Raw genomic sequence first — 25949 nt, 5'->3', positions numbered from 1 at the left:
TAGCACCCCTGTCCCATCATTACAATAGAATGGAGGAGGGATGATATGTTTAGTTTACCAAACAATGTGACAATTATCGAGGTCGGCCCAAGAGATGGTTTGCAAAATGAGAAAAAAGAGGTTTCTACAAAAAACAAGCTGGCATTCATACATGCACTGCAAGCAGCTGGTATTGAAGAAATGGAAATCACCTCTTTTGTATCCCCTAAATGGGTTCCCCAAATGGCTGATGCAAACGAGATTGTAAAAGAGGTTCACAAGCAAGGACGTCAAATCGTTTTGACACCGAATTCTAAAGGGGTAGAACGTGCACTTTCTGCAGGAGCAAATAGTGTAGCAGTTTTTGTAGGTGTAAGTAATTCCTTCAATTTAAAGAACATAAATAAAACCACAACACAAAGCATGCAAGATCTGAAACCTGTTATAGCGGAATTAAAACAACAAGGAATTTTTGTCCGAGCATGTATTTCAACAGCTTTTTATTGTCCTTATGAAGGTAAAATCGATAGTAAGGATACGTTGGCTTTATGTAAAGAGTTCGCAAACTGGGGTGTTGATGAACTTAGTGTGGCAGATACGATTGGGATGGCAAATCCACAGGAGAGTTATGAACTATTTTCTTTATTGAATCGTGAAATTCCACAAGTTTTAATGAACGCACATTTTCATGACACAAGAAAGATGGGACTTGCCAATATTTATGCTGCTCTTTTGGCAGGTGTTACACGATTCGATACTTCAGCAGGTGGATTGGGCGGTTGTCCTTTCGCTCCTGGCGCTACAGGTAATGTAGCAACTGAAGATGTAGTGAATATGTTACATAATATGAGAGTAAACACAGGAATCGACCTGAACAAACTATGTGAAGCGGTTTCGATTATCGCTCCTCACGTTTCAAGACCAATCGATACGGGCATGTTTAGACTATACGAGTTAAATCAAGCATAGGAGGAATTCCCATGAAGCGTCGCATTCTTTGGATCACCAGTATTCTCTCGAGTATTATGACCGCAGGAGCGGCGATTTTTGGTTTTGTTTTTACAAACAGACTTATGTATTTGAAGAAAAAAGACGATGAATTTATTTTAAATCGTGAAATAACGGCCAAGAGATTTGACGAGGCATGGTTTAAGGTAGTGAGGAAAACTGAAAAATGGATTGACAGTCCTAATGGCTACCCAGTCAAAGCAATTTTTTTGGAACCTTTAGACACGAATAACTTCGTAGTCATATGTCATGGTGTGACAGAGAACAAAATAAATTCAGTAAAATATGCCCGTCTCTTTGAACGGCTAGGTTTTAATTCCGTTGTTTATGATCATCGCCGTCATGGTGATTCCGGTGGGAAAACAACCAGTTTTGGTCATTATGAAAAAATGGATTTGCAGGCTGTAGTCAAAGCAGTTAAAAACTACGCCGGAGAAGATGCCATTATAGGGATACATGGGGAATCTATGGGTGCGGCTACTACCATTCTCTACGCAGGGACTTTGGAGGATCAAGCGCACTTTTATATAGCGGATTGTGCATTTTCTGATTTTACCGATCAACTTCTATATTTAATGAAAAAAGAAACGCCACTTCGAACGAGTCTTGCCATAAAACTGGCGGATGTCTTTTTAAGGGTTCGCGACGGTTATTCAATGAAACTCGTCTCACCTCGCGAAGCTGTATCACGTATTGAGAAACCGGTCTTATTCATTCATAGTTTGCCAGATGATTTTATTTTACCTGAAATGACCAAAGAACTTTATGAGTTGAAAAAGGGTCCTAAACAATTGAAACTATTTGAAGTAGGTCCTCATGCTCAATCATTTAATCAAAATGCTGAGGAGTATGAAAAAACAGTTGCAGAATTTCTTCATACGTATAAACTTTTACCAAACTAGTGAGAAGGTAATCCTCTATCGGAATTAGATAAATAAAACCATAAAAAATAGCACTCGCGGAGTGCTATTTTTTATTTTTGCATTTTATTCATTTGGTTCATCATTTGTTTTACTTGTTTTTCAGATGGTTTACGACCCATTTGAGCCATCATCATGCGAAGCATTTGTTCATTAATTGGTGGGTTTTCTTTTAAATACTTCATCATGTATTGACGGGCAGCATAGAATCCGATTGCAGCTCCAGCTAATAATGCCACGATGATTAAAGTAATTGCTAACCATAAAGTCATTGTTATTTTCCCCCTTCTCGGTGTTTACCTTACTTTCTATCTCCAAGAAGGATTATACAACAAAACCTTACTCCTTACTAGGCGAAGTCCAGAATTTCTGTAAATGAATGAATGGAACCGATTTTGATTGGCTTTAACCAACCAAAGGAAGCTTCTTCTTGCTGGAACGCCATAAAACAATCACTCGACTCAGAAAGTCCTGCAAATAAATCAAGATCGAGCATATGTGATCCTTTACACCGGACGTGAACACAATATGGTTCAAACTTCATGTCAATAGTGCCCTTTAAAGGATGCTCGAGCAATAGTTTGTGAAGATCCTGTTCATTATGCGAGAACAAACGACTAAGTTTTCTCTCCAAACTTTGTTTGATTAAATCTTCATCGATTTTCTCGCAAACATACGTCATTTCATTATGATCCTGATTACCTTGCAAATTATCTTTTCCCAGTATTTCCTGCAACTTTTTTTCCCGGCCTAAAACGAAAGGTTGGTATGCTTTTTTAATGTGAAAAATTTTATATGTTCGCATATATTAAACCCCCACTTTTATGGCTCTGTTCTAATTTTTGTTTGTTAATAATCGAGAATCTGCCCCCTTTCAGCCGATTAGCTAACTAGCTCGCTCGCTCGTGCCTATCTACGGGTTATGTACTCCCTACTACTATAAACAATATATTTTTTATCAGAGCCCTTTTTATAAAGTATAAATGGTGATCTTCGCTAAAGTTGTCGAACTGCGATTCTGCAACATCACTATTATTGACGAAAAAAAACAAGTAGTGGCGAATGCACACTACTTGTTTTTATATGTTTATTTATTTAATAAAGATTTTACTCGAGCAACTACGTTTTCTTTAGAGAAACCATATTCCTTCATGACAATTTCTCCGGGTGCACTTGCACCAAAACGATCGATACCTAGTACGCTGCCTTCGTCACCTGTGTAACGCTCCCAGCCAAATGAAACACCCATTTCAATAGCCAAACGTTTTTTAACCGTTTGTGGCAAGACGCTATTCTTATAATCTGAATCTTGTTGCTCAAATCGATCCCATGACGGCATCGAAATTACAGCTACATCGATTCCTTCTTCAGCTAACTGTTGTTGTGCATCCACAGCCAAGGAAACTTCAGAACCTGTCGCTAATAGTAAAGCGTCGGCTTGTTCTTTGTTTGCTGGTGATACAACGTATGCGCCTTTTGCTACACCTTCAGCTGCAAGAGAAGCAGAGTTTTCAAGCACCGGTAAGTTTTGTCTTGATAAAATTAATGCAGTCGGCACTGATTTCGACGAGACAGCTAATTTCCATGCCTCTGCAGATTCGTTGGCATCTGCCGGACGAATAACGGACAAGTTTGGCATAGCACGTAATGATGCCAATTGTTCAACTGGCTCATGAGTTGGACCATCTTCCCCAACTGCAATACTGTCATGTGTAAATACATACGTAACAGGAAGTCCCATTAACGCAGATAAACGTACAGCTGGACGGACGTAGTCGCTGAATACGAAGAATGTACCGCCAAATACGTGTAAACCACCATGCAATGCCATACCGTTTAAGGCAGCACCCATAGCAAATTCACGGACACCGAACCAGATGTTACGTCCTTCATATGAATCACTTGAGAAATCTCCCGCTCCCTTGATTGTTGTTTTATTAGAACCGGCTAAATCTGCACTTCCTCCGAAGAATGATGGAACAGTTTTAGCAATTGCATTCAACACTTCACCTGAAGATGAACGTGTTGCATGAGAAGTACCAACTTCATAAACCGGAATCTCTGAATCGTAATTTTCTGGCAGTTTCCCTTCAATTGCAAGCTCTAATTGTTTTGCTAACTCTGGATATTCTGCTTTATACGAAGCAAATTGCTCATTCCAAGCAGCTTCATTTACACCGCCAAGTTTCTCTGCTGATTCTTTAAAAGCAGCATAAACTTCTTCAGGTACATGGAAGTCTTGTTCGAATGTCCACTTGTAGCTTTCTTTTGTTAACAATGCTTCATCTTTTCCTAGTGGCGCACCGTGGACGTCTGATTTACCAGATTTATTCGGAGAGCCAAACCCAATAACAGTTTTCACTTCAATAAGTGTAGGTTGTCCTTTGTGGTTTTTAGCAGATTCAATGGCATTTGTAAGATCTTCAAGTGAATTTCCATCTGCTACATGTAAATAGTTCCAACCATATGACTCAAAACGTTTTTGAATTTTTTCAGAGAAAGATTTATTTAAATCTCCGTCCAAAGAGATGTCATTACTATCGTAAAGTACAATCAGTTTATCCAATTGCAAGTGTCCTGCAAGAGAAATTGCTTCTGCTGCAACACCTTCCATTAAATCTCCATCACCACATAAAGCATAAGTGAAATGGTCAACGACTTCATGGTTCGGCTTGTTGTAAACTGCAGCTAAATGACGCTCAGCCATTGCCATACCTACTGACATCGCGATACCTTGTCCAAGTGGACCAGTTGTTGCTTCAACTCCGGCAGTGTGGCCGAACTCAGGATGTCCTGGTGTTTTAGAATTCCATTGACGGAAGTTTTTAATTTCTTCCATTGGTAAATCGTAACCACCTAAGTGCAATAAGCTATAAAGCAACATGGAACCATGTCCTGCTGAAAGCACAAATCGGTCACGGTTGAACCAATTAGGATTTTTCGGATTATGACGTAAATGTTTTGTCCAAAGAGTATACGCCATAGGTGCTGCACCCATCGGTAAACCTGGATGACCTGAATTTGATTTTTCAATCGCATCGATTGATAACGTGCGGATGGTAGTGATGGCTAACTGATCTACGTGTTGAGACATTATTGACATCCTTTCTGATACAAAAGTTTTCTTCACACTTTAGTTTAGTCAAGTTTTGATAAACTGACAATGGTTAGCAAATGATGATTTAATTCAGAAATTTCTTTTCTTTTAATGCTTTTACTTTATCGGGTGTAACATCATTGCCTTCAGGGTCTACAACTTTAACATTTTCAATGGTACTTCTCATGGAAGAACGGAACGTTTCCAGGTATTCTTTCCGTAATGACGTTTGTTCTTTGGCTTCTTCTATTGTCAAACCAACAGACTTTGATTTTTTGGACAACTCATTGATTCGTGAAATTTTATCAGGAGATAACATTCAAATCACACCTTTCTTCTAATAACCTTATTAAAAGGTATGCAAAAAAGACTTGGAGCGCAAGTATTTAGCCTCCAAGTCTTTCTTTATACTCAATATATCGTCTATGAACTGTGGCTTTGCTCACAGGAAAACCAAAACCTCTAAGTGTTGATGCGATTTCTTCATATGTCAGACCATTTTTACGTAATTTTACAATTTCTTCAATTGGAATATCTTTTCTTTCTCTACCTTCTGGATTCCCTTGATCTTTGAGGTTTTTTTCAGGTTTGAAACCATGTTCAACTGCCCTTCTCATTCCTCTACGAATTTTAGCGTTATGTAATTTTCGTTGATATTCTTCTACCATCGCTAAAATTTCCAGCATCATAGTATCCATCTCATTTAAGCGGATAGAACCACCATCGTTTAAAGAAATAACTTGAACCTCTAATTTTTTTAACATATGTAAGATCGCCATACGGGAATTCCCCCGACCTAAGCGTGTCTCATCTTGAATAAAAACAGTGGAGATGGAATGCATTTTAACATAGTCCATTAAATCAAGTAATCCTTCTCGCTCTACGGAATATCCACTATGCTGATCAATAAATGCGGCTTTTACAAAATATTCTTGTTCATGAGCAAAATGACGTAACTCTTCTTCTTGACGGGATAGCGATGTCTCCTGTGCCTCTTTGTCCGTACTGACACGACAATATATAACAGCTGAATGAGTATTGTCCATCACTCTGTATCCCCTGCAAATTCGACACCATGATCTGGGGCATATTGCTGAAGAGAGTTTGGAATAATCAGAGAGTCACCGGAATGAATCATTTGCGTATTAAGATTGTTTACTGCCATCACTTCTGATATCCAGTCCTGTTTTGGCGTATTGCCTCGATACTTTTCAGACAATGTCCAGAGCGTATCGCCATCATTTATATAAATTTCATTGTATGATTCTTCATGGCTCACATTAAAATGCATGAAAAATAAAGTACAACAGAATGTAACACCTATTAATAATGAAATAAATTGATTGTCTTTAATCCAATTCATGTAATTTCCTCCTCGAACCGAATGTTTGTTCGGAATATATGCTCCTACTATAAACCGAACACTTGTTTCTTGTCAACAATAATTAGAACCTATGTTTGCATTTTTGGGGTTGGATTGTTATACTAATTTTAGATGAATGAGACAACCATTTAGGTGAAGAGGTGAACTAGTTGAAAAAAGTATCGAAACGACAAGAAGATATATTAGCTTTTATTAAAGATGAAGTTCGAAAAAAAGGATATCCACCTTCCGTACGTGAAATCGGAGAAGCAGTAGGCCTTGCTTCAAGTTCGACAGTTCATGGTCACTTAGCTAGATTGGAAAGCAAAGGTCTTATACGACGTGACCCTACAAAACCACGTGCTATAGAAATTTTAGAACTTGATAATGTAACAGAATTGCGACCAAACGTAGTAAATGTTCCTTTGGTTGGTAAGGTGACAGCAGGTTTACCGATCACTGCCATCGAAAATATCGAAGAGTTTTTCCCTCTTCCTGAAACTTTCGGTACTTCTGAAGACAATCTGTTCATGCTCGAAATTATGGGAGATAGTATGATAGAAGCTGGTATTTTAAATGGTGACTATGTTGTGGTAAAGCAACAACAGACTGCCAATAATGGAGATATCGTCGTTGCGATGACTGAAGATGATGAAGCAACGGTTAAACGGTTCTTTAAAGAACAATCTTATTTCCGTCTGCAGCCTGAAAACTCATCAATGGATCCAATCATTGTTGAACAAGTTTCGATACTTGGTAAAGTTGTGGGTGTTTATCGACAGATCCATTAAGGGCTCAATAAAAGGCTGATCCAAAATCTATTAAATAGACTCTGGATTAGCCTCTTTTTTTGAGTTTGTTATTATTATGTTGCTCTTTGATGAACTATACCTCTTAAAATAGTATTGTTGATAATTTCAAAGTATGCTATACTATTTTTGAGCCGATATCACGCCGACTGACATTTTCATCTTCAGTCGGCCTTTTTTGTGTTTATTTTTCCATCTTGACCTTTTACTTTAATCCTTTATCTTTCAAATATTGTGTATTACGTCTAGCTTTATACCGGACATCATTGTTTTTCCACCATGCCCACATAGATGCGGCGAAAGTAATGAGAACTGTAATCTCCTCACTATTAATCGGCAAAGGACTATTCCCATTTATTACTAAATACTGATTGAGCCAAGCTAATAAAAGAATTGCAGTCCGAATAATCATCATTTTATCAAACGGAGCTTGATTCTTTGTTTCGCTCACTGATAAACCTCCTTATTATTTTGGTGTTAGCTCATCATATGACAAAAAGTTGAGAGCTAGTATTAATTCTTAAATTCTTTATACACTTTTTCGAGTTTTTTTACGTTTAACTAAAATAAAATCATAAAAGACGAAAAACGCCCCCTACATATGGTGGCGTTTTTCGTCTTTTAAAACAGAATAGCTATTTATATTGACGCTTTATCTGCTTTTTTAATTTGTTTACTTCTTAACTGACCGCAAGCTGCATCTATGTCAGCACCTTGTTCATGTCTTACTCCACAGTTAATTCCTTTTTTCTTTAATGCATCATAGAACGCACTGATTGCTTCAGGCGTACTTTGTTGATATTGACCATGCTCATCAACCGGGTTATATGGAATTAAATTGACGTATGACAGGTGACGCTTGTTTTCAAGCAACTTGGCTAGTTTCACCGCTTCTTCGACGTGATCATTCACATCACGAAGAAGAATGTATTCAAATGTAATTCGTCGGTTCGTTTTTTCCAAGTAATAATCGATTGCATCCATCAACTTTTCAATTGGATACGCTTTGTTAATTTTCATGATGCGTGTACGTAATTCATTTGTTGGCGCATGAATGGAAATGGCCAGATTGACTTGCAAACCTTCGTCAGCATAGTCGTAAATTTTCGGAACAATACCACTTGTTGATACTGTGATGTGACGCGCTCCGATTGCAAGTCCTTTTTGAGAGTTTACAACACTTAGGAAACTCATTAAATTTGTATAGTTATCAAACGGTTCTCCGATTCCCATTACAACAATATGGCTAACTCGTTCTTCTTTTTTCACTTCATCCAGATGCTGTTGGACTTTCATGATTTGCTCGACGATTTCTCCAGAAGTTAAATCACGGCTCTTTTTAAGTAAACCACTTGCGCAAAAACTACAACCGATGTTACAGCCAACTTGTGTAGTTACACAAACGGACAAACCATATTTGAATCGCATTAAGACCGTTTCAATCAAGTTTCCATCTTTCATTTTGAACAAGAACTTGATGGTTCCGTCTGCAGATTCCTGTTTAACGCTCTGTTCCAAAGTGTAAAGAACAAAGTTGTCCTCTAATAGTTGAATACATTCTTTACTGACGTTCGCCATTTGTGAAAATTCAGTAATACGTTTTATATATAACCAATCCCAAATTTGTTCAGCTCGGTATTTTTTTTGTCCGTTATCTAAAAGCCATGCTGTCAGCTGTTCCAATGTCAATCCAAAAATAGATGTTTTCATTTGATACCCTCTTTTCATAAAACAAAATCAGTACTCATTCTACTAGAAACGACCGAACATAACAACTGATTGAATTTTCAATGATACTTTCTTTCATTATGAACTTAAATATTATCTTTATTCTAAGCTGCCCAGCCTGTAGACAAATTTATGAAAATTAATTAAGTATGTTTAAAGCTAAATTACTGTATACGACCATTTTCCTTGGATCACGCGTTGAACTTGCACGAGGAATTTTCGAATGGATTTCAAAGTCATTGCTCTCTCGCAGTCTCGGTCATTATAATTGATATTTTTCGTTCATGAACAAGACCCCACTTAAGAATAAGTAGGGTCTAGTCATTGATCTATTTACTTTGCTCTTTAATCCACCAGTCGATATGATTTAGATCGAAAATAAGGATAGTACTTATAGGACTGATGTGAGGTAACTCTTTTCGCGCCATTAGATCGATTAAATTTTCTTCAGTCATTGGATAGTTAACTGAATCGAAATAAGCCATCAAACTTTTGACACCTTGTACCTTTCGCATTTAATCACCTCCCACTAAACCTTCCTTTTTCAATAAAAGAAAGCTTAGTAACAGTTACTAAATGGAATGATTATATTATTTTATACCCATATTCAATATATTTAATCCTGCTTTCACTGTTTTCGCCCAAAAAAATTTATCATTTTTATCATTTCTTCACTTTTCAGTTTTGATAAATGATTAATTTTATACTAAATTCGTTTGGGTTCAGTTTTAAGAATAAAAACTTCTGTACGGAGCAAATTAGATTTTAGGAGGTGATAATCCATGAGCAAAAACAACAAAAAGACATTGAATGAAAGAACGCATAATCCCTTCGGAACATACAAAACCCCCAACAATCAGAAAGAAGAATTTGCTGTTACAGAATTTGATTCCAACCCTAAAAATGTTGTTAACAACAAAAACCAGAATCAACAAACCAACAAGAAAAATAAATAATATTGAGAGCACTATGGGTTCTCAACCTAATTTATGTTGTTTTACCAAATATCCAAAATTAATGAATGTCTATCATAAACTTTTTTCCATAAAAAAAACGTTGGAAGTCTTTAAGACTCCAACGTTTTTTCTTAGTACATTTTCAAATATTGTTCGCGTTCCCATGGGTGTACAGTCGTGCGGAACATATCCCATTCAATTTCTTTGGAATCCACGAAGTTAGCATAGATGTGCTCGCCTAAAGCTTCACGAATCGTCTTATTTTTTTCAAGTTCCTGTAATGCTAAATGAAGGTTAGCAGGAAGATCCTCTACTCCATTGGCAAGGCGTTCTTCTTTATTCATTACATAAATATTGCGATCAACTGCTTTTGGTGGAGTCAGTTTATTTTTAACTCCATCAAGTCCAGCTTTCAATATAACCGCCATTGCTAAGTAAGGGTTAGCAGCTGGATCAACTGAACGTACTTCAACGCGTGTACTTACTCCACGTGAAGATGGGATTCGGATTAGCGGGCTACGGTTTTGTGCAGACCATGCAACGTAACATGGAGCTTCGTATCCAGGTACTAAACGTTTGTATGAATTAACAGTCGGATTAGTAATCGCTGTAAATCCTTGAACGTGTTTTAAAATACCTGCCATGAATTGATAAGCTGTTTCACTTAACTTCAAGTCACCAGTCTCGTCAAAGAATGCATTCTCTTTTCCTTTGAATAGAGAAACGTTCATATGCATCCCTGAACCATTCACACCAAACAATGGTTTAGGCATGAATGTCGCGTGCAATCCGTGTTTACGGGCAATTGTTTTAACAACTAATTTAAACGTTTGGATGTTATCGCATGCAGTTATAGCATCTGCGTATTTAAAGTCAATTTCATGTTGTCCTGGAGCTACTTCGTGATGGGATGCTTCGATTTCAAAGCCCATTTCTTCTAATTCAAGAACAATATCACGTCGGCAGTTCTCCCCTAAATCCATTGGTGCCAAGTCAAAATAGCCACCAGCGTCATTTAGTTCAAGTGTAGGCTCACCGCGTTCATCCAATTTGAATAAGAAAAATTCTGGTTCTGGTCCTAAATTAAAATCAGTAAATCCTAATTCTTCCATTTCTTTTAATACACGCTTTAAGTTACTGCGTGGATCTCCTGGGAATGGTGATCCATCAGCTTTATTTACGTCACAAATCAATCTTGCAACTTTGCCTTTACCAGTAATCCACGGGAAGACTACCCATGTGTTCAAATCAGGTACTAAATACATATCAGACTCTTCAATTCGTACGAATCCTTCAATTGAAGACCCATCAAACATCATTTTATTGTCGAGAGCTTTTTCAAGCTGGCTTACAGGTATCTCAACATTTTTAATCGTCCCAAGAATATCAGTAAATTGTAAACGGATAAAATTAACCTCTTGCTCTTTAACAAACTTATGAATGTCGTCTTTTGTGTACTTGCTCACTTCTTGTCACTCTCCTAAAAATTTTATATTCTTACTCGCTTAATGATAAAAACGAGATAAATCCCCTTGTCGTAATGAAGCTTTCTGAAATCTACCTGCCTGTTGCATTTCAATACGCAAGATGCTTCGAAGTTCTGCATCTGTCAATTGCGCTTTCGGTTCCTGAACAATTGGCTGGTTTTTCATTTCAAACAATTTCTTAATTCCTGCCATATTGATTCCTTGCTCAAGAAAATCCTTAATCTCAAGTAAAGTGTCGACATCAATCAATGAAAACATTCGTCGATTTCCTTCAGTACGTGCAGGATGTATTAAATCATGATCTTCATAATAGCGAATTTGTCGTGCAGTTAATTCTGTGAGCTGCATGACTATGCTAATAGGTAATAATGGCATTGACCTTCTCAATTGCTGACTCACAAAAGTCACCTCCGCTTTCACAAGTCTTATCATAATATATGTTAGGTTTCATGTCAAGTGTATGTCATATTATCTAACATGAAAAATTCCTCCGGAAAAAGGAGGAATGATTTTAGTTGTTATTTTGTCCTGACTGTAATTGTTGTACTGCTGAAAGAATGGCGAATTTCACGTGCTCATACGTTAACCCACCCTGGATAAACGCCGTATAAGGAGGTCTGATGGGACCGTCTGCCGTTAATTCAATACTGGATCCTTGAATAAATGTACCTGCTGCCATAATGACATCATCCTCGTATCCCGGCATATACGCAGGTTCAGGCGCAAAATGAGCATTAATTGGAGAATTAGCTTGAATAGCTCTGCAAAAACGAACCATTTGTTCAGCTGTTTTAAAAGATACGGACTGGATGAGGTCCGTGCGTTTTTCCAAATAATGAGGAGACGTATCCATTCCGATATTTTCAAGCATCGCTGAAGTGAAGATTGCACCTTTAACCGCTTGTGCGACAACATGTGATGCCGAGAAAAACCCTTGATACATATCTGCCAATGTATTTAAAGAAGCCCCAGCCTCTCCTCCTATACCCGGAGAAGTCATACGGTAAGCACACATATCCACATATTTTTTCTTCCCTGCTATATATCCGCCGATTTTAGCAAGTCCACCACCAGGATTTTTAATAAGAGATCCCGCCATTAGATCGACTCCAACATTGGTAGGTTCAAGTTCCTCTACAAATTCTCCGTAACAGTTATCGACAAAAATAATGGAATCGGGTTTCAAGGTCCGAATTTTTTTTGTCATCGTTTCAATTTGTTCAATTGTAAATGACGGTCGGTTTGCGTACCCCTTAGAACGTTGAATGGCTATGACTTTTGTTTTTTCAGAGATGGCTTGCTCTACTTTTAACCAATTGATTTGTCCATCATCTTGTAAATCGACATGTTGATAGGAAATATTGAAGTCTTTTAAAGAACCCGTATCTTGCTCGCCACCGTCTACAATGGATTGCAAAGTATCATACGGCTTACCAGTAATATAAAGAAGTTCATCACCTGGGCGAAGAACACCAAATAGACTTATGGTAATTGCGTGTGTACCGGAGATAATTTGCGCTCTCACAAGTGCTGCCTCACTTCCGAACACTTCAGCATACACTCTTTCTAAATTATCTCTTCCCTCATCGTCATAACCGTACCCTGTTGAAGGATGTAAATGAAAATCGCTCACTTGATTGTTGCGGAATGCAGTGATAACTTTTTCCTGATTTAAAAAAGCGATTTGATCCGCGGTTGCATGTTGTGGGGAAATAATTTGTTCAATTTGCTTGGCTTTATCTAATAAATTTGATGTCAATGTTGTCTTAAATGTCATGGTAAACGCCTCAATTCTTCGATTTTTCCTTTTTCATCTTATCAGCCCCACTAGTATCGTCAACTATTTATATAGGGAACAATGAAAGCTATTGTAATTGACTGAAAATCTGCTACAATTTAATCCGTTCTATTGATTTATGGAGGAATGTAAAGTGGCATGGGATGTATTAAGTATAATAGGAACAATTGCGTTTGCGGTTTCTGGTGCAATTGTTGCCATGGAAGAAGAATATGATTTATTCGGGGTGTATTTACTTGGAATTGTTACCGCATTTGGTGGTGGAGCAATTCGAAATTTACTTATAGGTGTTCCAGTATCTGCACTTTGGGAACAGGAAATGATGTTCCAAATTGCACTTATTGCGATTACAGCAGTCTTTTTATTTCCACAAAATTTATTGAAACATTGGAATCGTTGGGGAAATTTCTTCGATGCAATCGGCTTGTCCGCTTTCGCCATTCAAGGTGCTTTGTTTGCTGTACAACTCAACTTACCCATTAGCGCAACTGTAGTGGCAGCTGTTCTGACTGGTTCAGGTGGAGGTATCGTACGTGATGTCTTGGCCAAACGAAAACCTTTAGTCTTACGAAATGAAATCTATGCAGTATGGGCTGCGGTCACCGGTTTAGTGATCGGCGTTGGATTAGTAGCAAGCGACGTATCACTATATATATTGTTTTTGATTACGACAGCTTTGCGTGTTGTTTCCTATATGAAGAAATGGCGACTGCCATTCCGCACTTTGCAACAAACTGAAAAAACAGCTTAACTCAATATTGAGTTAAGCTGTTTTTCATTATTGCACTTGGCCTTTCCAATCTAACATACCGCCAGAAAGGTTCGTTACGTCGAATCCTTGAGATTCCAAGAACTGGCAAGCTTGTCCACTGCGACCACCAGAGCGGCAGATCATGACATATTCTTTACTTTTATCTAATTCTTGATGTTTAAACTCAACTAATCCTAAAGGTAAATGCTGTGCACCAGGAATCATCCCGTTTGCAACTTCATCCGATTCACGTACATCAATCATATGAACTGTTTCACCAGCGTCAAGTTTTGCTTGCAATTCTTCAGGTTGAATCGTTTTCATGTTAATTCCTCCATTCAAATAATCAATCATTATAGTATATCCTTATAGGTATCCAATAAAACAATTGATTATGCTTCCTCAGTTGAAATTGAAATTGCTTTCGCCGGTACAAAGGTAGAAATCGCGTGTTTATAAATTAATTGCTGTTTTCCGTCCGACTCCAATAACACAGTGAAATTATCATAAGATTTTATAAGACCTTTTAATTGGAAACCGTTTAATAAAAAGACAGTCACAAACATATTGTTTTTTCGACATTGATTTAAAAAAGTATCTTGCATATTGATCGATTTCATCATTTGGTTCCTCCAATATTAACTCAAGTGTGGGTATTTAATTATCTCACTGATAAGTATTCGCTTTTAAAGAGTGGATTCCTGCTTAATATTATTAATTATTGGAAGAATTTCCGACATGGAAGTCTCCGGTCCAATCCACTCCACCGGTAACTTATTGCGGAAATAAGTTAGTTGCCGCTTCGCATACCTCCGTGAATTCTTTTTGATTTGTTCGATCGCTTCTTCCAATGATATTTCATCTCTAAAATAAGAGAATATTTCTCTATAACCGATGGCTTGTACTGCCTGTGTATCTCTTATGTTTCCATCCCACAAAAGCTTTGCTTCCTGAACCAAACCTTGGGCAATCATGCTGTCAACTCGCAGATTAATGCGTTCATAAAGGACTTCTCTTTCGACATCAAGCCCTAAAATCAAATGGCGATACATTGGTTCATGCCCCTTATTTTGCGGTTCGGCAGATTTCGTTGTATCCGTATGCTCTGCAATTTCTAACGCCCTCACTACTCTACGGGTGTTATTAGGATGAATGCTTGCAGCACTTTGAGGATCAATTTGCTTAAGCTTCTCATGCATGGCAACGGGTCCTAGCGCCGCTAGTTGCTCATAATATTGGTTCCGGACCGTCTCATCAACCCGCTCCTCACTAAAATTAAAGTCATATAAAACTGATTGGACATAAAGGCCGGTCCCGCCTACAAGAATGGGCAATTTACCTTTTGCTCTAATTTCTCCGATTTTAGAACGCACTAATTTCTGATATTCAGCAACCGAGAACGTTTCATCAGGTTGTTTTATATCCAGTAGATGATGGGGGATGCCTTCCATTTCGGCAGAAGTAATTTTGGCCGTTCCAATATCTAATCCTTTGTAAACTTGCATGGAATCACCATTAATGACTTCACCATTCAACATCTTTGCAAGCTTTATTGATAAAGCTGTCTTACCGGACGCAGTAGGTCCAACTATGGCTAACACTTCTAATTCTTTCATTTCTTCTCCATCCAATTAATAATGAGTTCAAATGTTTCTTCTCTATTAATTTCTTTTAGTAATTCATGTCTTTTGCCTTCTACTAGTACAACCGTAATATCTTTGAGTCCTGCTTTCTTAAAGCTTTCAGCAACTTTCCATAAGTGTTTTCCGTTTTGACTTACGGGATCCAAAGTTCCCGATATCATTAAAATCGGGAGGTTTTTTGGAATTTTAGCTATTTCTTTCGTGTCATGTATCCTATCTAATCCTGTGATTAAATCAACAAAAAATTGATTACTAGCTATAAATCCACAATAAGGATCCTCGATATACTTTTGAACTTCAGCAGGATCTGAAGACAACCAATCAAATTCCGTTTTTACATCTGAAAATGCTTTATTGAATTTGCCGAATGTCATCTTATTTAATAAAGGGTTCTCAGTTTGAGTTCCTTTTACTCGTGCAAATCCAGAAGCAATTAATTTTCCTACTTTTCCTGAAAATCCAGCCGATCCTCCAGTACCTGACAGTACAATTTTAGAAACGGAATGGCCATATTTTTGAATATAGCGTCTGCCAATGAATGAGCCCATGCTATGACCAAAAAGAATCGGACGATCACAACTTAAATCCGATCTCACATCTTGTAAAACTTCTCGAACATCTTCTGTCACACGTTCAAAACCGTCAGATTCAGCAAAGAACCCCTTTTGATTGTTCTTCTCTCCTGTGAAACCATGCCCACGATGGTCATGACCTGACACAACATATCCCTTGTTAACCAAAAATCGTGCAAATTGTTCATACCGGCCGATATGCTCTGCCATGCCATGTAATATGTGAATATGGCCAATCGGATTACTTTGTGGTTGGTAGACAACGGTATACACTTCATGACCATCAGACATCTTTACATAATGGATACTTTTCGTCATTATGCATTCTCCTCTCGGAATGATGTGGCTGCATTCAATTGTTTTTCCAGATCAAAACGATAATAATCCAATTGATCATCTGTATAGCCGAGTTGTACTTTCATCATTTGACACACTTGTTCTTTATAAGAATAAACTCCGTCAATGTTAAAATACACACTTCCTGTTCGACGAACAAAGAAATCGGCAGGTGTGCAAGTCATTTCGAAATGAATACCATACGCAAGTCTTGCCGCTAAAGGCAGTGGCAAGCCATAGGTGTTTTCCTGAAGAACACTCGCATAGGCAAATAATTGATCGACATTCGTTCCATAAAAAGCTGCGAGTTGACGTGCTTCGTCATATGTCAATCCATACCGTTGACCCTCCAGAGCTTTCATTTCAACAAAGGCTGAAAATCGAGCTGACCCTCCTACATCTCCCCCTGAGAGTGGCAGATTTTTTGTATGAGAGGTGCCATAAGGTAATTTGGATTTTGCAATCACATGGTCGACAACCATCTCGGCCATTTTGCGATAGCCTGTTAGTTTGCCGCCTGCAATCGTTATCAAACCACTTGTCGATTCCCAAATCTCATCTTTGCGTGAAATTTCCGATGGATCTTTTCCTTCTTCAAAAATGAGCGGTCTAATCCCAGCCCATGTTGACTCTACTTGTTGAGGTGACAGCTGTATGCTAGGAAACATTGACGTTATGGCCTCAAGAATATAATTGACATCTTCACTTGTCGCAACTGGATTTTTTGGATCATCGTCATAAAACGTATCAGTGGTACCGACATAGGTTTTACCATTGCGCGGAATAGCAAAAACCATGCGTCCGTCGTGTGTATCGAAATAAACTGCCTGTTTTAACGGGAAATCCTCTTGATCTATAACAACATGTATCCCTTTTGTCATACGAAGCTGTTTGCCATTTTCAATTGAATCCTTAGCACGTACTTGGTCTACCCATGGTCCAGTTGCATTAACCACCTTAGTCGCATGAATTGTTGCCAATTCCCCTGAAAGTTGATCAACTACATCAACGCCTACAATCTGACCTTGTTCATATATAAATGATTCGGCTTTTACATAGTTTACGCAAACGGCTCCTTTTTCAGCCGCTTTTTTAATGACTTCAATTGTCAGACGTGCATCGTCAGTACGGTATTCCACATAGTAACCAGCTCCACTGAGTCCTGTTGTTTTCAACAGTGGTTCTTTTTTCAACGTTTCTTCAGAAGATAGCATTTTTCGGCGTTCATCTCTTTTTACTCCGGCTAAAAAATCATACACGCGAAGTCCAGCTGAAGTTGAAATCGGCCCAAATGTTCCTCCTTTATGAAAAGGCAATAACATCCACTCGGGTTCAGTTACATGCACAGCATTTTCATAAACAATTTCACGTTCTTTTCCCACTTCTGCCACCATTTGCACTTCCAACTGCTTCAAATAACGAAGTCCACCGTGAACAAGTTTGGTTGACCGACTGGACGTACCTGCAGCAAAATCTTGCATTTCAACTAAAGCGACTGATAAACCGCGTGTAACAGCGTCTAATGCAATCCCTGCACCCGTAATGCCTCCTCCGATAACGAGTAAATCGAATTGAAACGAATTTAATGTTTTCATTAATTTTGGACGTCCAATTGCTGATAGCATAATTATCTCTCCTTATTTGAACAGACGAGTTGCTGCCACTGCTTTTTGCCAACCATTATATAGTTCTACTCGTTTTGCTTCTTCCATTTCTGGTGTATAAGTTTTTTTACTACTTCGCATTTTTTCGATTTTATTTACATCAGACCAAAAGCCAGTAGCTAAACCAGCCAAGTAAGCCGCTCCAAGAGCCGTTGATTCGTTTAATTTTGCCAATTCAACTTCAAGCTGAAGCAAGTCACTTTGAAACTGCATCAAAAATTCATTATTAACGGCTCCTCCGTCTACTCGCAAGGTTTCCACTTTCATGTCTGCATCCTGTTCCATAGCATCCAGAACGTCTTTTGTCTGATAGGCTAGAGATTCAAGTGTAGCGCGAATAAAATGCTCTTTTGATGTTCCGCGCGTTAGACCAAAGATCGCTCCTCGAGCATCTGAATCCCAATAAGGTGTCCCAAGCCCGACAAAGGCTGGTACAACATATACCCCGTCTGTCGAGTCCACTTTTTTAGCGTATGATTCACTATCGGCAGCATTTTTCACCATTCGAAGACCATCTCGAAGCCATTGAATTGCAGACCCTGCAACAAACACACTGCCTTCCAAAGCATACGTTACGCGACCATCCAATCCCCATGCGATGGTTGTTAACAAACCATTTTCAGATGTAACAGCGGTATCACCTGTATTCAGTAACATAAAACATCCTGTGCCGTAGGTGTTTTTCGCCATGCCTTTATCGAAGCAACATTGTCCGAAAAGTGCTGCCTGTTGATCTCCAGCTGCTCCGGCAATTGGCACTGCAGCTCCATAGAAAACTGAAGGATCGGTTTTTGTATACACTTCAGATGAGGATGATACTTTAGGAAGCATCGTTAATGGAATGTTTAACTTTTCACAAATTTCTTCATCCCATTTCAAATCATGGATATTAAATAATAAGGTCCTTGATGCATTTGAGTAATCAGTGACATGCATTTTCTCACCCGACAACTTCCAAATCAACCAGGAATCTATTGTTCCAAACAATAAATCACCTTGCTTGGCTAAATCTTCAGCACCTTCTACATTTTCCAATATCCATTTAACTTTTGTACCTGAAAAATAAGGATCTAAGCGAAGTCCAGTTTTTTGCTGAAACCACTTTTCCAAGTCTTCTTCTTTAAGTTTATCTACGATTTTTTGAGTTTGTCTGGATTGCCAAACGATAGCATTGTAAATCGGACGACCGGTCTTTTTATTCCACACCACAGTCGTTTCACGTTGATTGGTTATTCCGATCCCATCTATCTCAGTCGGTTGAATACCACTTTCAGTCAGTACGGCGGCAATTACTGATAGTACTGAACCCCAAATTTCATTCGCGTTATGTTCGACCCAGCCTGGCTTAGGAAAATATTGTTGAAATTCTTTTTGTGCCGTATGTACAATTTCACCTTTTTTATTAAATAAAATCGCTCTAGAACTAGTTGTTCCTTGGTCAATCGCCATTATATATTCGCCCATACTCAAGTCCCCCCGAAAAATTACTCCTATCTTTACATCGTGTCGATACTCAAGAAATTATTACCTCTAATTATACTGTTTTTCCTAAATCAATGTATATGAAACGCCACTAGAGCATTTCAATCATATGAAAATTTATTTAGACAAATCGCTTCATTTATCTTATTCAATCAAGCTCTGAAAATAAAATTCTTACTATTCTGTAGTTGCTAAAACGAATGTTCTCGCATATAGTTGTTCTAAGGAAACTTTTTTTCGAACGGGAAATAATTATTTTCAAATAAAAATTTTATGTAGATAGATATTTATTAGGAGGGGTTAGGAATGACAACAGCTATTGCCGTAAACGATTTATTTGTTTCGTATAACGGAAACGAAGCGCTAAGAAATGTCACTTTTGCAGTGGAGGAAGGAAATTTAGTAGGAATTATCGGACCCAACGGAGCAGGGAAATCTACTTTGCTGAAGGTCTTATTGAATCTCATCAAAAAAGATACGGGCAAAGTTGAGATACTCGGGAAATCGATTAAAGAAATGAAGACCAAAGTTGCTTATGTTCCTCAACGTAGCAATATTGATTGGGATTTTCCGATTACCGTAATGGATACGGTCCTAATCGGCACCTATCCAAACTTGGGGATTTTTAAGCGTCCTAAGAAAGAACATAAAGACTGGGCTCTGGAATGTTTAAAGAAAGTTGGCATGGCCGACTTTGGAAATCGCCAAATTGGTGAACTTTCTGGCGGACAACAACAAAGAGTATTTTTGGCTCGTGCATTAGCTCAAAAACCTGAAATGTACTTCCTGGATGAACCATTTGTCGGTGTGGATGTGACAAGTGAAGAAAAAATTATTTCCATTTTAAAAGAACTTCGTGATAGTGGTAAGACAGTTGTTGTTGTCCATCATGACTTGAGCAAAGCCAGCGATTATTTCAATGAATTGATTTTGCTTAATAAAGAATTGATTGAGCACGGAATTGTAGAAAAAGTATTCCAACCAGCCGTTTTGAACAAAGCGTATACAAATCAATTCTCTCCGATTCTGGGTACGGAGGTGACATCATGATGAATTTTATTGATGCTTTAATACAATATGAATTTTTACAAAAAGCGTTGCTCACTTCGATGATGGTCGGTGTCATTTGTGGGGTCATCGGTTGCTTTATTATTTTACGGGGCATGGCATTAATGGGAGATGCGATTTCTCATGCTGTACTTCCAGGTGTCGCACTGTCCTATATGCTTGGCATTAACTTCTTTATCGGTGCCGTCTTCACTGGAATATTGACCGCGATCGGCATCGGATATATCAGCCAGAACAGCCGGATTAAAAATGATGTATCGATTGGGATAATGTTCACCGCGGCATTTGCCTCTGGAATTATTCTCATTACATTTATGAAGAGCAGTACCGATCTGTATCACATTTTATTCGGGAATGTATTGGCAGTTAGACCGACAGAAATGTGGTCAACACTGGCGATTGGGATTTTTGTTCTTATCAGTATCTTTATCTTTTATAAAGAACTTCTTGTCAGTTCATTTGATCCGACAATGGCAGCAGCATATGGACTTCCGACAAAAGCCATCCATTACTTTTTAATGGCGCTTCTGACATTGGTAACAGTTGCCTCTTTGCAAACCGTAGGAATTATTTTGGTGGTGGCAATGCTCATTACACCGGCATCGACAGCGTATTTGTTGACTGATCGACTCTGGGTCATGATTTATCTATCAGCTGGCATTGGCATATTATCATCCATTTTGGGCTTGTATTTCAGTTACACCTATAATTTAGCGTCAGGTGCAACAATTGTTCTGGCCGCAACCGTTTTATTCATCCTTGCTTTTTTATTTTCACCGAAGCAAGGCTTAGTATGGAGATCACTAAAGAGTGCAAGAAAAAGAGAAATGCATTCCCAATCATAAGATTTAATGGAGGATTATTAAAACATGAAAAAAGTAACCTATTTTTTAAGTGCCATGAGTATGGTTTTGCTCTTACTCATTACAGGCTGTGGGAAAGAAAACAATGCAACGAAAGATACTGACAAGATTCAAGTCATAGCTACGTATTCAATCATTTACGATATCGTTAAAAATGTTGGTGGCGAACAAATCGAAATTCATACATTGGCACCAGTTGGATCTAATCCACACGAGTATGACCCCCTTCCTAAAGATGTTCAATTAACAACGGATGCCGATGCGGTCTTTTATAACGGCCTTAATCTTGAAGGCGGAAACTCGTGGTTTGAGAAGCTTCTTCTTACTGCTGGTAAAGTCGAAAAAGATGCGCCTGTTTTCCGTTTAAGTGAAGGTGTGGAACCTAAACATCTTACGACTAAAGGAAAAGAATCTGAAGAAGACCCACATGCATGGCTAGACATTCGTAATGGCATAAAATATGCTGAAAACGCTAAAAATGCATTAATAAAAGTTGATCCGGATCATGCGGATGTATACGAAAAAAATGCGGAAGCGTATATTGCTGAATTGACGAAGTTACATGAAGAAGCAGTAGCCCGTTACAATGAAATTCCTAAAGAAAAAAGACTGTTGATTACAAGTGAAGGTGCTTTTAAATATTTCTCTGATGCCTATGGCTTTGAAGCGGCTTATATTTGGGAAATTAATTCAGAAAATCAAGGCTCACCAGATCAAGTAAGTAAAGTCGTTGATTTTATCAGATCTAAAGAAGATCCAGTACTATTCGTAGAAACAAGTATCGACCCGCGCAGTATGGAAACCGTGTCTGCAGAGACAGGTGTACCGATTTACGGGAAAGTTTTCACAGACTCCATCGGTAAGCCTGGTGAAGATGGCGACACTTATATCAAGATGATGGAATGGAATATTGACACAATCTTCAATGGTTTAACTGAATAATAATGGTTTCACTTCTGCGTTGTTTAAACATTTACCTTAGCGATTGATAATTGACGTGTTATACTTGTAGCTTGCGTGTAGAGATAAGATACTATAATATTTTCCCAAACACGCATGTCTGTTACAGACAATCGAATCGAGAAGGTGAATTCAATGATTGAGATAAAAACATCGACATTAAGTGATGGAGAATTAAATCGTGGTGTCTTTGCTACGCGAGATATTAAAAAAGGTGAACTAATCCATGAAGCACCTGTACTTCCCTATCCAAATGAGGAACACGAGCATGTGGAAAAGACGTTGCTTGCGGACTACGCATTTGAATATGGCATCAACCACACTGCACTAGTGCTTGGCTATGGTATGCTATTCAATCATTCGTATCAACCAAATGCTGTGTATGATATCAATTTTGATAATCATACGTTTGATTTTTTCGCTTATAAAGATATTAAAGCTGGAGAAGAAGTGTTGATCAACTATAATGGTGAAGTCGATAATGAAGACCCTTTGTGGTTTAACGAAGAAAACCCAACAACTGACTAGTTTCTCTAGTCAAGTGTTGGGTTTTTTTATGAGGTTCGATATGACTTCAATGTTGTTTTTAAGGATGCAAGCGTCCCGATTGCAGCAGCACTATAGAAAAAACCCATAAATATTCCGGCAGACAGGTTTTCACGGTGACTGATGAAAATCGAAATAAATAAGCCAATCAATGTCGCACACCCCGGAACATATTTTGCAGGTACGTGTACAAAGTACTTAAGAACGATGACCAATATCATAATTACCGGAATCGCCCAAAGTGCATCCCAAATATTCGTATGTATAATGGGAAACTCAGTCATTAAATAGTCTCCTTCAGTGAACTGCTTTTTATAAAGCATTTCCATGACGGAGACTTTTTAAACATAATTTATTAAGCTCATCTTTCATAGTTCAAGATTAGGTATCGGTATTTTAATGGTTCGGGCTTTCCCCCTCTTCAGCAGCTACTGCATCTGCTTTCGTTGGATGAACCGTCCCAAATGGATGGTTAGGAGGAGCATATATCGAATATAGCTTGAGTGGTGTATTGCCTGTATTCGTTAGATTATGCCATGTTCCAGCAGGTAACAAGATTGCAGAATCATCGTAGACATATCTAGTAAAGTTTAACTGATCTTTACTTTTGCCCATTTGAACAATCCCTTGGCCTTGTTCAATTCGTATGAATTGATCAACGTCAGAATGCATTTCCAAACGGATATCTTCTCCAACATCAAGACTCATTAAAGTAACTTGTAAATGTGTCCCTGTCCATAAGGCAGTACGATAACTATTGTTTTGATTTGTGGCTTCATTGATATTAATGACAAATGGTTTTGGCCCAAAATCTTTAAACACTACTCTACCATCATTATCATTACTATTTGCAAGTTCTATCTCATTAGGATAAGTCCAGTAAACAGATTGTTTTCCATAGTAATTCATAGCACAATACGGACAATGATGTTGATATCCATAAGGAACGTAATACATTTTTCTCAAATCCTTTACAGTTTATGAGTTATCCTATGCAACTTGTTAAAGGAATGTACTATGACTCAAGTTTTGCTCGATGAATAAACTACTTCGTTTAAAATTAAAAAGCGACCGAATATAAAAATCCGGTCGCTGTCTGATTCTTATAGAGTTTATTATTACATAACACGTTTGAACATTTTTTCAATTTCATATGTGGAGAAATGGACAATAACTGGCCGACCATGGGGGCATGTGAATGGATGTTCTGCTTGTTTCAGATCATCCATCAGTTTGATCATGTCTTCTCTCGTCAAATAATGATTGGCTTTAATGGACCGTTTACAACTCATCATAATGGCTGCATCTTCACGTAATTTTTTAATATCCGTTTTTCGGCTGGTCAGCACTTGTTCGACCAGTTCTTTCACAATCTCTTCTTCAAAACCTTTCGGAAACCAGACCGGGTACTCTCGAACAATAAACGTTGTCGGACCAAACTCTTCTAGAAAAATGCCTACTTCTTCAAGTTCATTTGCATATTCCTTTAATCGCATCGCTTCGTCTGCAGAGTAATGCATGGACAATGGGATGAGCAATGATTGCCTCTCATTGGCCTGTACTTCCCCCACTTTGTCCCGGAAAAATTCATATTTTATCCGTTCCTGTGCAGCATGCTGATCGATTAAATAAAAACCATCCGAGCTCTGGGCAACTATATATGTTCCATGGATTTGTCCGACGATATCAAGCTCAGGAAAAGGTTCCTTGGACGATACTGGCACTAGCTGTTCGATGAATGTATCTGGTGATGACTGTACGGCTTCCATTGGTTCTTTGACCATTAGAGACTCTGGTCTTTTATTAAATGTTTGCATCGGCTGGAATGGAGCAGACGTGGGCTGGGAAGGTCTTGATTTCCACAAATCCATTTGTTCGCTTGGCGCAACAACCTTTTTCGGTTTTTCTGCAATTTCAGGTGCACGCATAACGGAACGAATACTCTTACGAATCGTCTCTTCAACCAGTTGCTGCAACTCTTTTTCTTTGCTCAATCGAATTTGTTGCTTGGAAGGATGAACGTTAACATCCGTCAAATAGGGATCCCCTTCAATATGCAAGATGACCAGTGGAAAACGTTCAATTGGTAAAAATGTGTGATACGCATTGACGATCGATTGTTGAACGCTATAATGTTTCACCCAACGCCCATTCACAAACAGCGTTAAATAATTTTTCGATGCACGCGTGATTTCCGGTAAAGAAGCATAGCCATGGATTCTGTAATCCGCCGACTCCCCTTCAAAAGGAATCATTTTTTTGGCGATGGCCATGCCGTAAATAGCGGCTACGACTTGTTGGAGATCTCCCCTCCCGTTTGTATGCAGTAGCACTTGTTCCCCGTGAGTTAGTTTAAAAGCAATCGAGGGGTAACAAAGTGCAAGCCGGTTAAGTAAATCAATGATATGCCCCAGTTCTGTCTGTATCGTTTTCATGTACTTCAATCGTGCAGGTGTATTAAAAAACAATTGGGATACTTTAATATCCGTACCTTTTCTAAGTGCGCCAGCCTGCTGTTTTTTTAGATGCCCACCTTCTATTTCAACGGTTGTCCCAGTGGATACACCGTCAGAAGTCCATAACGAAACCTTGGACACTGATGAAATACTTGCTAGTGCTTCACCACGGAACCCAAGCGTCCGAATCCGAAACAAATCATGTTCATTAGAAATTTTACTGGTCGCATGTCTCGAGAAGGAAAGGAGAGCGTCTTCTTCGTCCATTCCGCTTCCATTATCCGTTATTTGAATGGTTTGCAAGCCCGCTTCTTCCAAATACACATCAATGGAAGTACTACCGGCATCAATGGCATTTTCAACAAGCTCTTTTACAACGGAAGCAGGTCGTTCCACCACTTCTCCCGCTGCTATCTTATTCGATAAGGGTTCATCCATTAACCGTATTTGTCCCATGGAATCG

Annotated in this window: 30 protein-coding genes; 9 read left to right on the top strand and 21 right to left on the bottom strand. The window is 38.4% G+C overall.

The features are described 5' to 3' along the window. The first annotated feature begins 45 nt into the window (after positions 1–45). A complete protein-coding gene (locus tag M9R32_RS00775; RefSeq protein ID WP_269924837.1) occupies positions 46–948 on the top strand; it encodes a hydroxymethylglutaryl-CoA lyase in 903 nt (300 codons plus the stop codon). An 11-nt stretch (positions 949–959) separates the two neighbouring features. Continuing rightward, on the top strand, positions 960–1889 hold the full coding sequence (locus M9R32_RS00770; RefSeq protein WP_269924836.1) for an alpha/beta hydrolase: 930 nt from the start codon (positions 960–962) through the stop codon (positions 1887–1889). 71 nt (positions 1890–1960) lie between these two features. Here the strand turns inward: M9R32_RS00770 and M9R32_RS00765 are convergent, their stop codons facing one another. The 6 genes from M9R32_RS00765 to yneA form a co-directional block, all read right to left on the bottom strand. Further along, a complete protein-coding gene (locus tag M9R32_RS00765; protein WP_269924835.1) occupies positions 1961–2179 on the bottom strand; it encodes a YneF family protein in 219 nt (72 codons plus the stop codon). A 77-nt stretch (positions 2180–2256) separates the two neighbouring features. Further along, positions 2257–2712, bottom strand: a complete 456-nt coding sequence (gene sirA / locus M9R32_RS00760; protein ID WP_269924834.1) for a sporulation inhibitor of replication protein SirA — start codon at positions 2710–2712, stop codon at positions 2257–2259. Positions 2713–2994: 282 nt separating this feature from the next. Continuing rightward, positions 2995–5001 carry a transketolase gene (gene tkt, locus M9R32_RS00755; RefSeq protein WP_269924833.1) on the bottom strand — a complete coding sequence of 669 codons (2007 nt, stop codon included), beginning with the start codon at positions 4999–5001 and terminating at the stop codon, positions 2995–2997. An 88-nt stretch (positions 5002–5089) separates the two neighbouring features. After that, a complete protein-coding gene (locus M9R32_RS00750; RefSeq protein WP_269924832.1) occupies positions 5090–5323 on the bottom strand; it encodes a DUF896 domain-containing protein in 234 nt (77 codons plus the stop codon). A 67-nt stretch (positions 5324–5390) separates the two neighbouring features. Beyond that, entirely contained in the window at positions 5391–6050 is a 660-nt protein-coding gene (locus M9R32_RS00745; RefSeq protein WP_269924831.1) for a YneB family resolvase-like protein, read from the bottom strand. Continuing rightward, positions 6050–6367, bottom strand: a complete 318-nt coding sequence (yneA, locus tag M9R32_RS00740; protein WP_269924830.1) for a cell division suppressor protein YneA — start codon at positions 6365–6367, stop codon at positions 6050–6052. Before yneA ends, M9R32_RS00745 begins: the two co-directional genes overlap by 1 nt. A gap of 170 nt (positions 6368–6537) precedes the next feature. On the opposite strand from yneA, the gene lexA reads away from it, so the two are divergent. Beyond that, positions 6538–7158, top strand: coding sequence for a transcriptional repressor LexA (gene lexA / locus M9R32_RS00735; RefSeq protein ID WP_269924829.1), 621 nt, complete (start codon positions 6538–6540; stop codon positions 7156–7158). Positions 7159–7381: 223 nt separating this feature from the next. Here the strand turns inward: lexA and M9R32_RS00730 are convergent, their stop codons facing one another. The 3 genes from M9R32_RS00730 to M9R32_RS00720 all read right to left on the bottom strand — a co-directional run bounded on the left by M9R32_RS00730 (position 7382) and on the right by M9R32_RS00720 (position 9419). Beyond that, positions 7382–7627 carry a phage holin gene (locus M9R32_RS00730; protein ID WP_269924828.1) on the bottom strand — a complete coding sequence of 82 codons (246 nt, stop codon included), beginning with the start codon at positions 7625–7627 and terminating at the stop codon, positions 7382–7384. A 188-nt stretch (positions 7628–7815) separates the two neighbouring features. Continuing rightward, a complete protein-coding gene (rlmN, locus tag M9R32_RS00725; RefSeq protein ID WP_269924827.1) occupies positions 7816–8886 on the bottom strand; it encodes a dual-specificity RNA methyltransferase RlmN in 1071 nt (356 codons plus the stop codon). A gap of 347 nt (positions 8887–9233) precedes the next feature. Further along, a complete protein-coding gene (locus M9R32_RS00720) occupies positions 9234–9419 on the bottom strand; it encodes a hypothetical protein (protein WP_269924826.1) in 186 nt (61 codons plus the stop codon). Between the two features lie 267 nt (positions 9420–9686). Between M9R32_RS00720 and M9R32_RS00715 the strand changes: the two genes are divergently transcribed. Next, on the top strand, positions 9687–9860 hold the full coding sequence (locus M9R32_RS00715) for a hypothetical protein (RefSeq protein WP_269924825.1): 174 nt from the start codon (positions 9687–9689) through the stop codon (positions 9858–9860). Between the two features lie 131 nt (positions 9861–9991). On the opposite strand, the gene glnA is transcribed toward M9R32_RS00715, so the two are convergent. The 3 genes from glnA to M9R32_RS00700 form a co-directional block, all read right to left on the bottom strand. Then, complete coding sequence (gene glnA, locus M9R32_RS00710; RefSeq protein WP_269924824.1) at positions 9992–11326, bottom strand: type I glutamate--ammonia ligase; 1335 nt, start codon at positions 11324–11326, stop codon at positions 9992–9994. A 39-nt stretch (positions 11327–11365) separates the two neighbouring features. Further along, positions 11366–11746: a MerR family transcriptional regulator gene (locus M9R32_RS00705; protein ID WP_269924823.1), complete on the bottom strand. Its 381-nt coding sequence runs from the start codon at positions 11744–11746 to the stop codon at positions 11366–11368. A gap of 112 nt (positions 11747–11858) precedes the next feature. Then, positions 11859–13124 carry a methionine gamma-lyase family protein gene (locus M9R32_RS00700; protein ID WP_269924822.1) on the bottom strand — a complete coding sequence of 422 codons (1266 nt, stop codon included), beginning with the start codon at positions 13122–13124 and terminating at the stop codon, positions 11859–11861. 154 nt (positions 13125–13278) lie between these two features. On the opposite strand from M9R32_RS00700, the gene M9R32_RS00695 reads away from it, so the two are divergent. Further along, a complete protein-coding gene (locus tag M9R32_RS00695; protein ID WP_269924821.1) occupies positions 13279–13896 on the top strand; it encodes a trimeric intracellular cation channel family protein in 618 nt (205 codons plus the stop codon). 27 nt (positions 13897–13923) lie between these two features. On the opposite strand, the gene M9R32_RS00690 is transcribed toward M9R32_RS00695, so the two are convergent. The 6 genes from M9R32_RS00690 to glpK form a co-directional block, all read right to left on the bottom strand. Continuing rightward, a complete protein-coding gene (locus M9R32_RS00690; protein ID WP_269924820.1) occupies positions 13924–14220 on the bottom strand; it encodes a rhodanese-like domain-containing protein in 297 nt (98 codons plus the stop codon). Positions 14221–14288: 68 nt separating this feature from the next. Then, a complete protein-coding gene (gene hfq / locus M9R32_RS00685) occupies positions 14289–14516 on the bottom strand; it encodes an RNA chaperone Hfq (RefSeq protein WP_269924819.1) in 228 nt (75 codons plus the stop codon). Between the two features lie 66 nt (positions 14517–14582). Next, on the bottom strand, positions 14583–15512 hold the full coding sequence (gene miaA / locus M9R32_RS00680) for a tRNA (adenosine(37)-N6)-dimethylallyltransferase MiaA (protein WP_269924818.1): 930 nt from the start codon (positions 15510–15512) through the stop codon (positions 14583–14585). Continuing rightward, complete coding sequence (locus M9R32_RS00675) at positions 15509–16429, bottom strand: alpha/beta fold hydrolase (RefSeq protein ID WP_269924817.1); 921 nt, start codon at positions 16427–16429, stop codon at positions 15509–15511. Before M9R32_RS00675 ends, miaA begins: the two co-directional genes overlap by 4 nt. Continuing rightward, complete coding sequence (locus M9R32_RS00670; RefSeq protein WP_418936236.1) at positions 16429–18075, bottom strand: glycerol-3-phosphate dehydrogenase/oxidase; 1647 nt, start codon at positions 18073–18075, stop codon at positions 16429–16431. The genes M9R32_RS00675 and M9R32_RS00670 overlap by 1 nt, the downstream gene beginning before the upstream one ends. Before the next feature lie 9 nt (positions 18076–18084). Then, positions 18085–19575, bottom strand: a complete 1491-nt coding sequence (gene glpK / locus M9R32_RS00665; RefSeq protein WP_269924815.1) for a glycerol kinase GlpK — start codon at positions 19573–19575, stop codon at positions 18085–18087. 324 nt (positions 19576–19899) lie between these two features. On the opposite strand from glpK, the gene M9R32_RS00660 reads away from it, so the two are divergent. From M9R32_RS00660 to M9R32_RS00645, 4 genes are all read left to right on the top strand, one after another. Next, a complete protein-coding gene (locus tag M9R32_RS00660; RefSeq protein WP_269924814.1) occupies positions 19900–20643 on the top strand; it encodes a metal ABC transporter ATP-binding protein in 744 nt (247 codons plus the stop codon). Then, positions 20643–21506 (top strand): metal ABC transporter permease, encoded by an 864-nt coding sequence (locus M9R32_RS00655; RefSeq protein ID WP_269925103.1) that lies wholly within the window; start codon positions 20643–20645, stop codon positions 21504–21506. The genes M9R32_RS00660 and M9R32_RS00655 overlap by 1 nt, the downstream gene beginning before the upstream one ends. Before the next feature lie 24 nt (positions 21507–21530). Further along, positions 21531–22466, top strand: a complete 936-nt coding sequence (locus M9R32_RS00650) for a metal ABC transporter substrate-binding protein (protein ID WP_269924813.1) — start codon at positions 21531–21533, stop codon at positions 22464–22466. Positions 22467–22619: 153 nt separating this feature from the next. Further along, a complete protein-coding gene (locus tag M9R32_RS00645) occupies positions 22620–23012 on the top strand; it encodes an SET domain-containing protein (RefSeq protein ID WP_269924812.1) in 393 nt (130 codons plus the stop codon). Positions 23013–23038: 26 nt separating this feature from the next. On the opposite strand, the gene M9R32_RS00640 is transcribed toward M9R32_RS00645, so the two are convergent. The 3 genes from M9R32_RS00640 to mutL all read right to left on the bottom strand — a co-directional run bounded on the left by M9R32_RS00640 (position 23039) and on the right by mutL (position 25942). Beyond that, positions 23039–23314: a hypothetical protein gene (locus M9R32_RS00640; RefSeq protein ID WP_269924811.1), complete on the bottom strand. Its 276-nt coding sequence runs from the start codon at positions 23312–23314 to the stop codon at positions 23039–23041. A 112-nt stretch (positions 23315–23426) separates the two neighbouring features. Next, complete coding sequence (locus tag M9R32_RS00635) at positions 23427–23987, bottom strand: cupin domain-containing protein (RefSeq protein WP_269924810.1); 561 nt, start codon at positions 23985–23987, stop codon at positions 23427–23429. A gap of 161 nt (positions 23988–24148) precedes the next feature. After that, positions 24149–25942 (bottom strand): DNA mismatch repair endonuclease MutL, encoded by a 1794-nt coding sequence (gene mutL / locus M9R32_RS00630; protein WP_269924809.1) that lies wholly within the window; start codon positions 25940–25942, stop codon positions 24149–24151. Between the last annotated feature and the right edge of the window lie 7 nt (positions 25943–25949).

Source organism: Paenisporosarcina quisquiliarum, assembly GCF_027563315.1.
GTDB lineage: Bacteria > Bacillota > Bacilli > Bacillales_A > Planococcaceae > Paenisporosarcina > Paenisporosarcina quisquiliarum.
The sequence above is the reverse complement of the archived record's forward strand: the minus strand, read 5'-3'. Positions and strand labels throughout refer to the sequence as shown.

What these genes read in the sequence shown, in the direction of transcription:
- M9R32_RS00690 (WP_269924820.1), bottom strand. Translation starts at nt 14,220, where the DNA reads ATGAAAACGATTCAACCTGAAGAATTGCAAGCAAAACTTGACGCTGGT.
- glpK (WP_269924815.1), bottom strand. Translation starts at nt 19,575, where the DNA reads ATGGGCGAATATATAATGGCGATTGACCAAGGAACAACTAGTTCTAGA.
- hfq (WP_269924819.1), bottom strand. Translation starts at nt 14,516, where the DNA reads ATGAAATCGATCAATATGCAAGATACTTTTTTAAATCAATGTCGAAAA.
- M9R32_RS00640 (WP_269924811.1), bottom strand. Translation starts at nt 23,314, where the DNA reads ATGACTGAGTTTCCCATTATACATACGAATATTTGGGATGCACTTTGG.
- miaA (WP_269924818.1), bottom strand. Translation starts at nt 15,512, where the DNA reads ATGAAAGAATTAGAAGTGTTAGCCATAGTTGGACCTACTGCGTCCGGT.
- M9R32_RS00745 (WP_269924831.1), bottom strand. Translation starts at nt 6,050, where the DNA reads ATGGACAATACTCATTCAGCTGTTATATATTGTCGTGTCAGTACGGAC.
- M9R32_RS00765 (WP_269924835.1), bottom strand. Translation starts at nt 2,179, where the DNA reads ATGACTTTATGGTTAGCAATTACTTTAATCATCGTGGCATTATTAGCT.
- M9R32_RS00655 (WP_269925103.1), top strand. Translation starts at nt 20,643, where the DNA reads ATGAATTTTATTGATGCTTTAATACAATATGAATTTTTACAAAAAGCG.
- tkt (WP_269924833.1), bottom strand. Translation starts at nt 5,001, where the DNA reads ATGTCTCAACACGTAGATCAGTTAGCCATCACTACCATCCGCACGTTA.
- M9R32_RS00715 (WP_269924825.1), top strand. Translation starts at nt 9,687, where the DNA reads ATGAGCAAAAACAACAAAAAGACATTGAATGAAAGAACGCATAATCCC.
- M9R32_RS00750 (WP_269924832.1), bottom strand. Translation starts at nt 5,323, where the DNA reads ATGTTATCTCCTGATAAAATTTCACGAATCAATGAGTTGTCCAAAAAA.
- sirA (WP_269924834.1), bottom strand. Translation starts at nt 2,712, where the DNA reads ATGCGAACATATAAAATTTTTCACATTAAAAAAGCATACCAACCTTTC.
- rlmN (WP_269924827.1), bottom strand. Translation starts at nt 8,886, where the DNA reads ATGAAAACATCTATTTTTGGATTGACATTGGAACAGCTGACAGCATGG.
- M9R32_RS00645 (WP_269924812.1), top strand. Translation starts at nt 22,620, where the DNA reads ATGATTGAGATAAAAACATCGACATTAAGTGATGGAGAATTAAATCGT.
- yneA (WP_269924830.1), bottom strand. Translation starts at nt 6,367, where the DNA reads ATGAATTGGATTAAAGACAATCAATTTATTTCATTATTAATAGGTGTT.
- M9R32_RS00635 (WP_269924810.1), bottom strand. Translation starts at nt 23,987, where the DNA reads ATGTATTACGTTCCTTATGGATATCAACATCATTGTCCGTATTGTGCT.
- M9R32_RS00660 (WP_269924814.1), top strand. Translation starts at nt 19,900, where the DNA reads ATGACAACAGCTATTGCCGTAAACGATTTATTTGTTTCGTATAACGGA.
- M9R32_RS00675 (WP_269924817.1), bottom strand. Translation starts at nt 16,429, where the DNA reads ATGACGAAAAGTATCCATTATGTAAAGATGTCTGATGGTCATGAAGTG.
- M9R32_RS00775 (WP_269924837.1), top strand. Translation starts at nt 46, where the DNA reads ATGTTTAGTTTACCAAACAATGTGACAATTATCGAGGTCGGCCCAAGA.
- M9R32_RS00650 (WP_269924813.1), top strand. Translation starts at nt 21,531, where the DNA reads ATGAAAAAAGTAACCTATTTTTTAAGTGCCATGAGTATGGTTTTGCTC.
- M9R32_RS00770 (WP_269924836.1), top strand. Translation starts at nt 960, where the DNA reads ATGAAGCGTCGCATTCTTTGGATCACCAGTATTCTCTCGAGTATTATG.
- mutL (WP_269924809.1), bottom strand. Translation starts at nt 25,942, where the DNA reads ATGGGACAAATACGGTTAATGGATGAACCCTTATCGAATAAGATAGCA.
- M9R32_RS00720 (WP_269924826.1), bottom strand. Translation starts at nt 9,419, where the DNA reads ATGCGAAAGGTACAAGGTGTCAAAAGTTTGATGGCTTATTTCGATTCA.
- M9R32_RS00700 (WP_269924822.1), bottom strand. Translation starts at nt 13,124, where the DNA reads ATGACATTTAAGACAACATTGACATCAAATTTATTAGATAAAGCCAAG.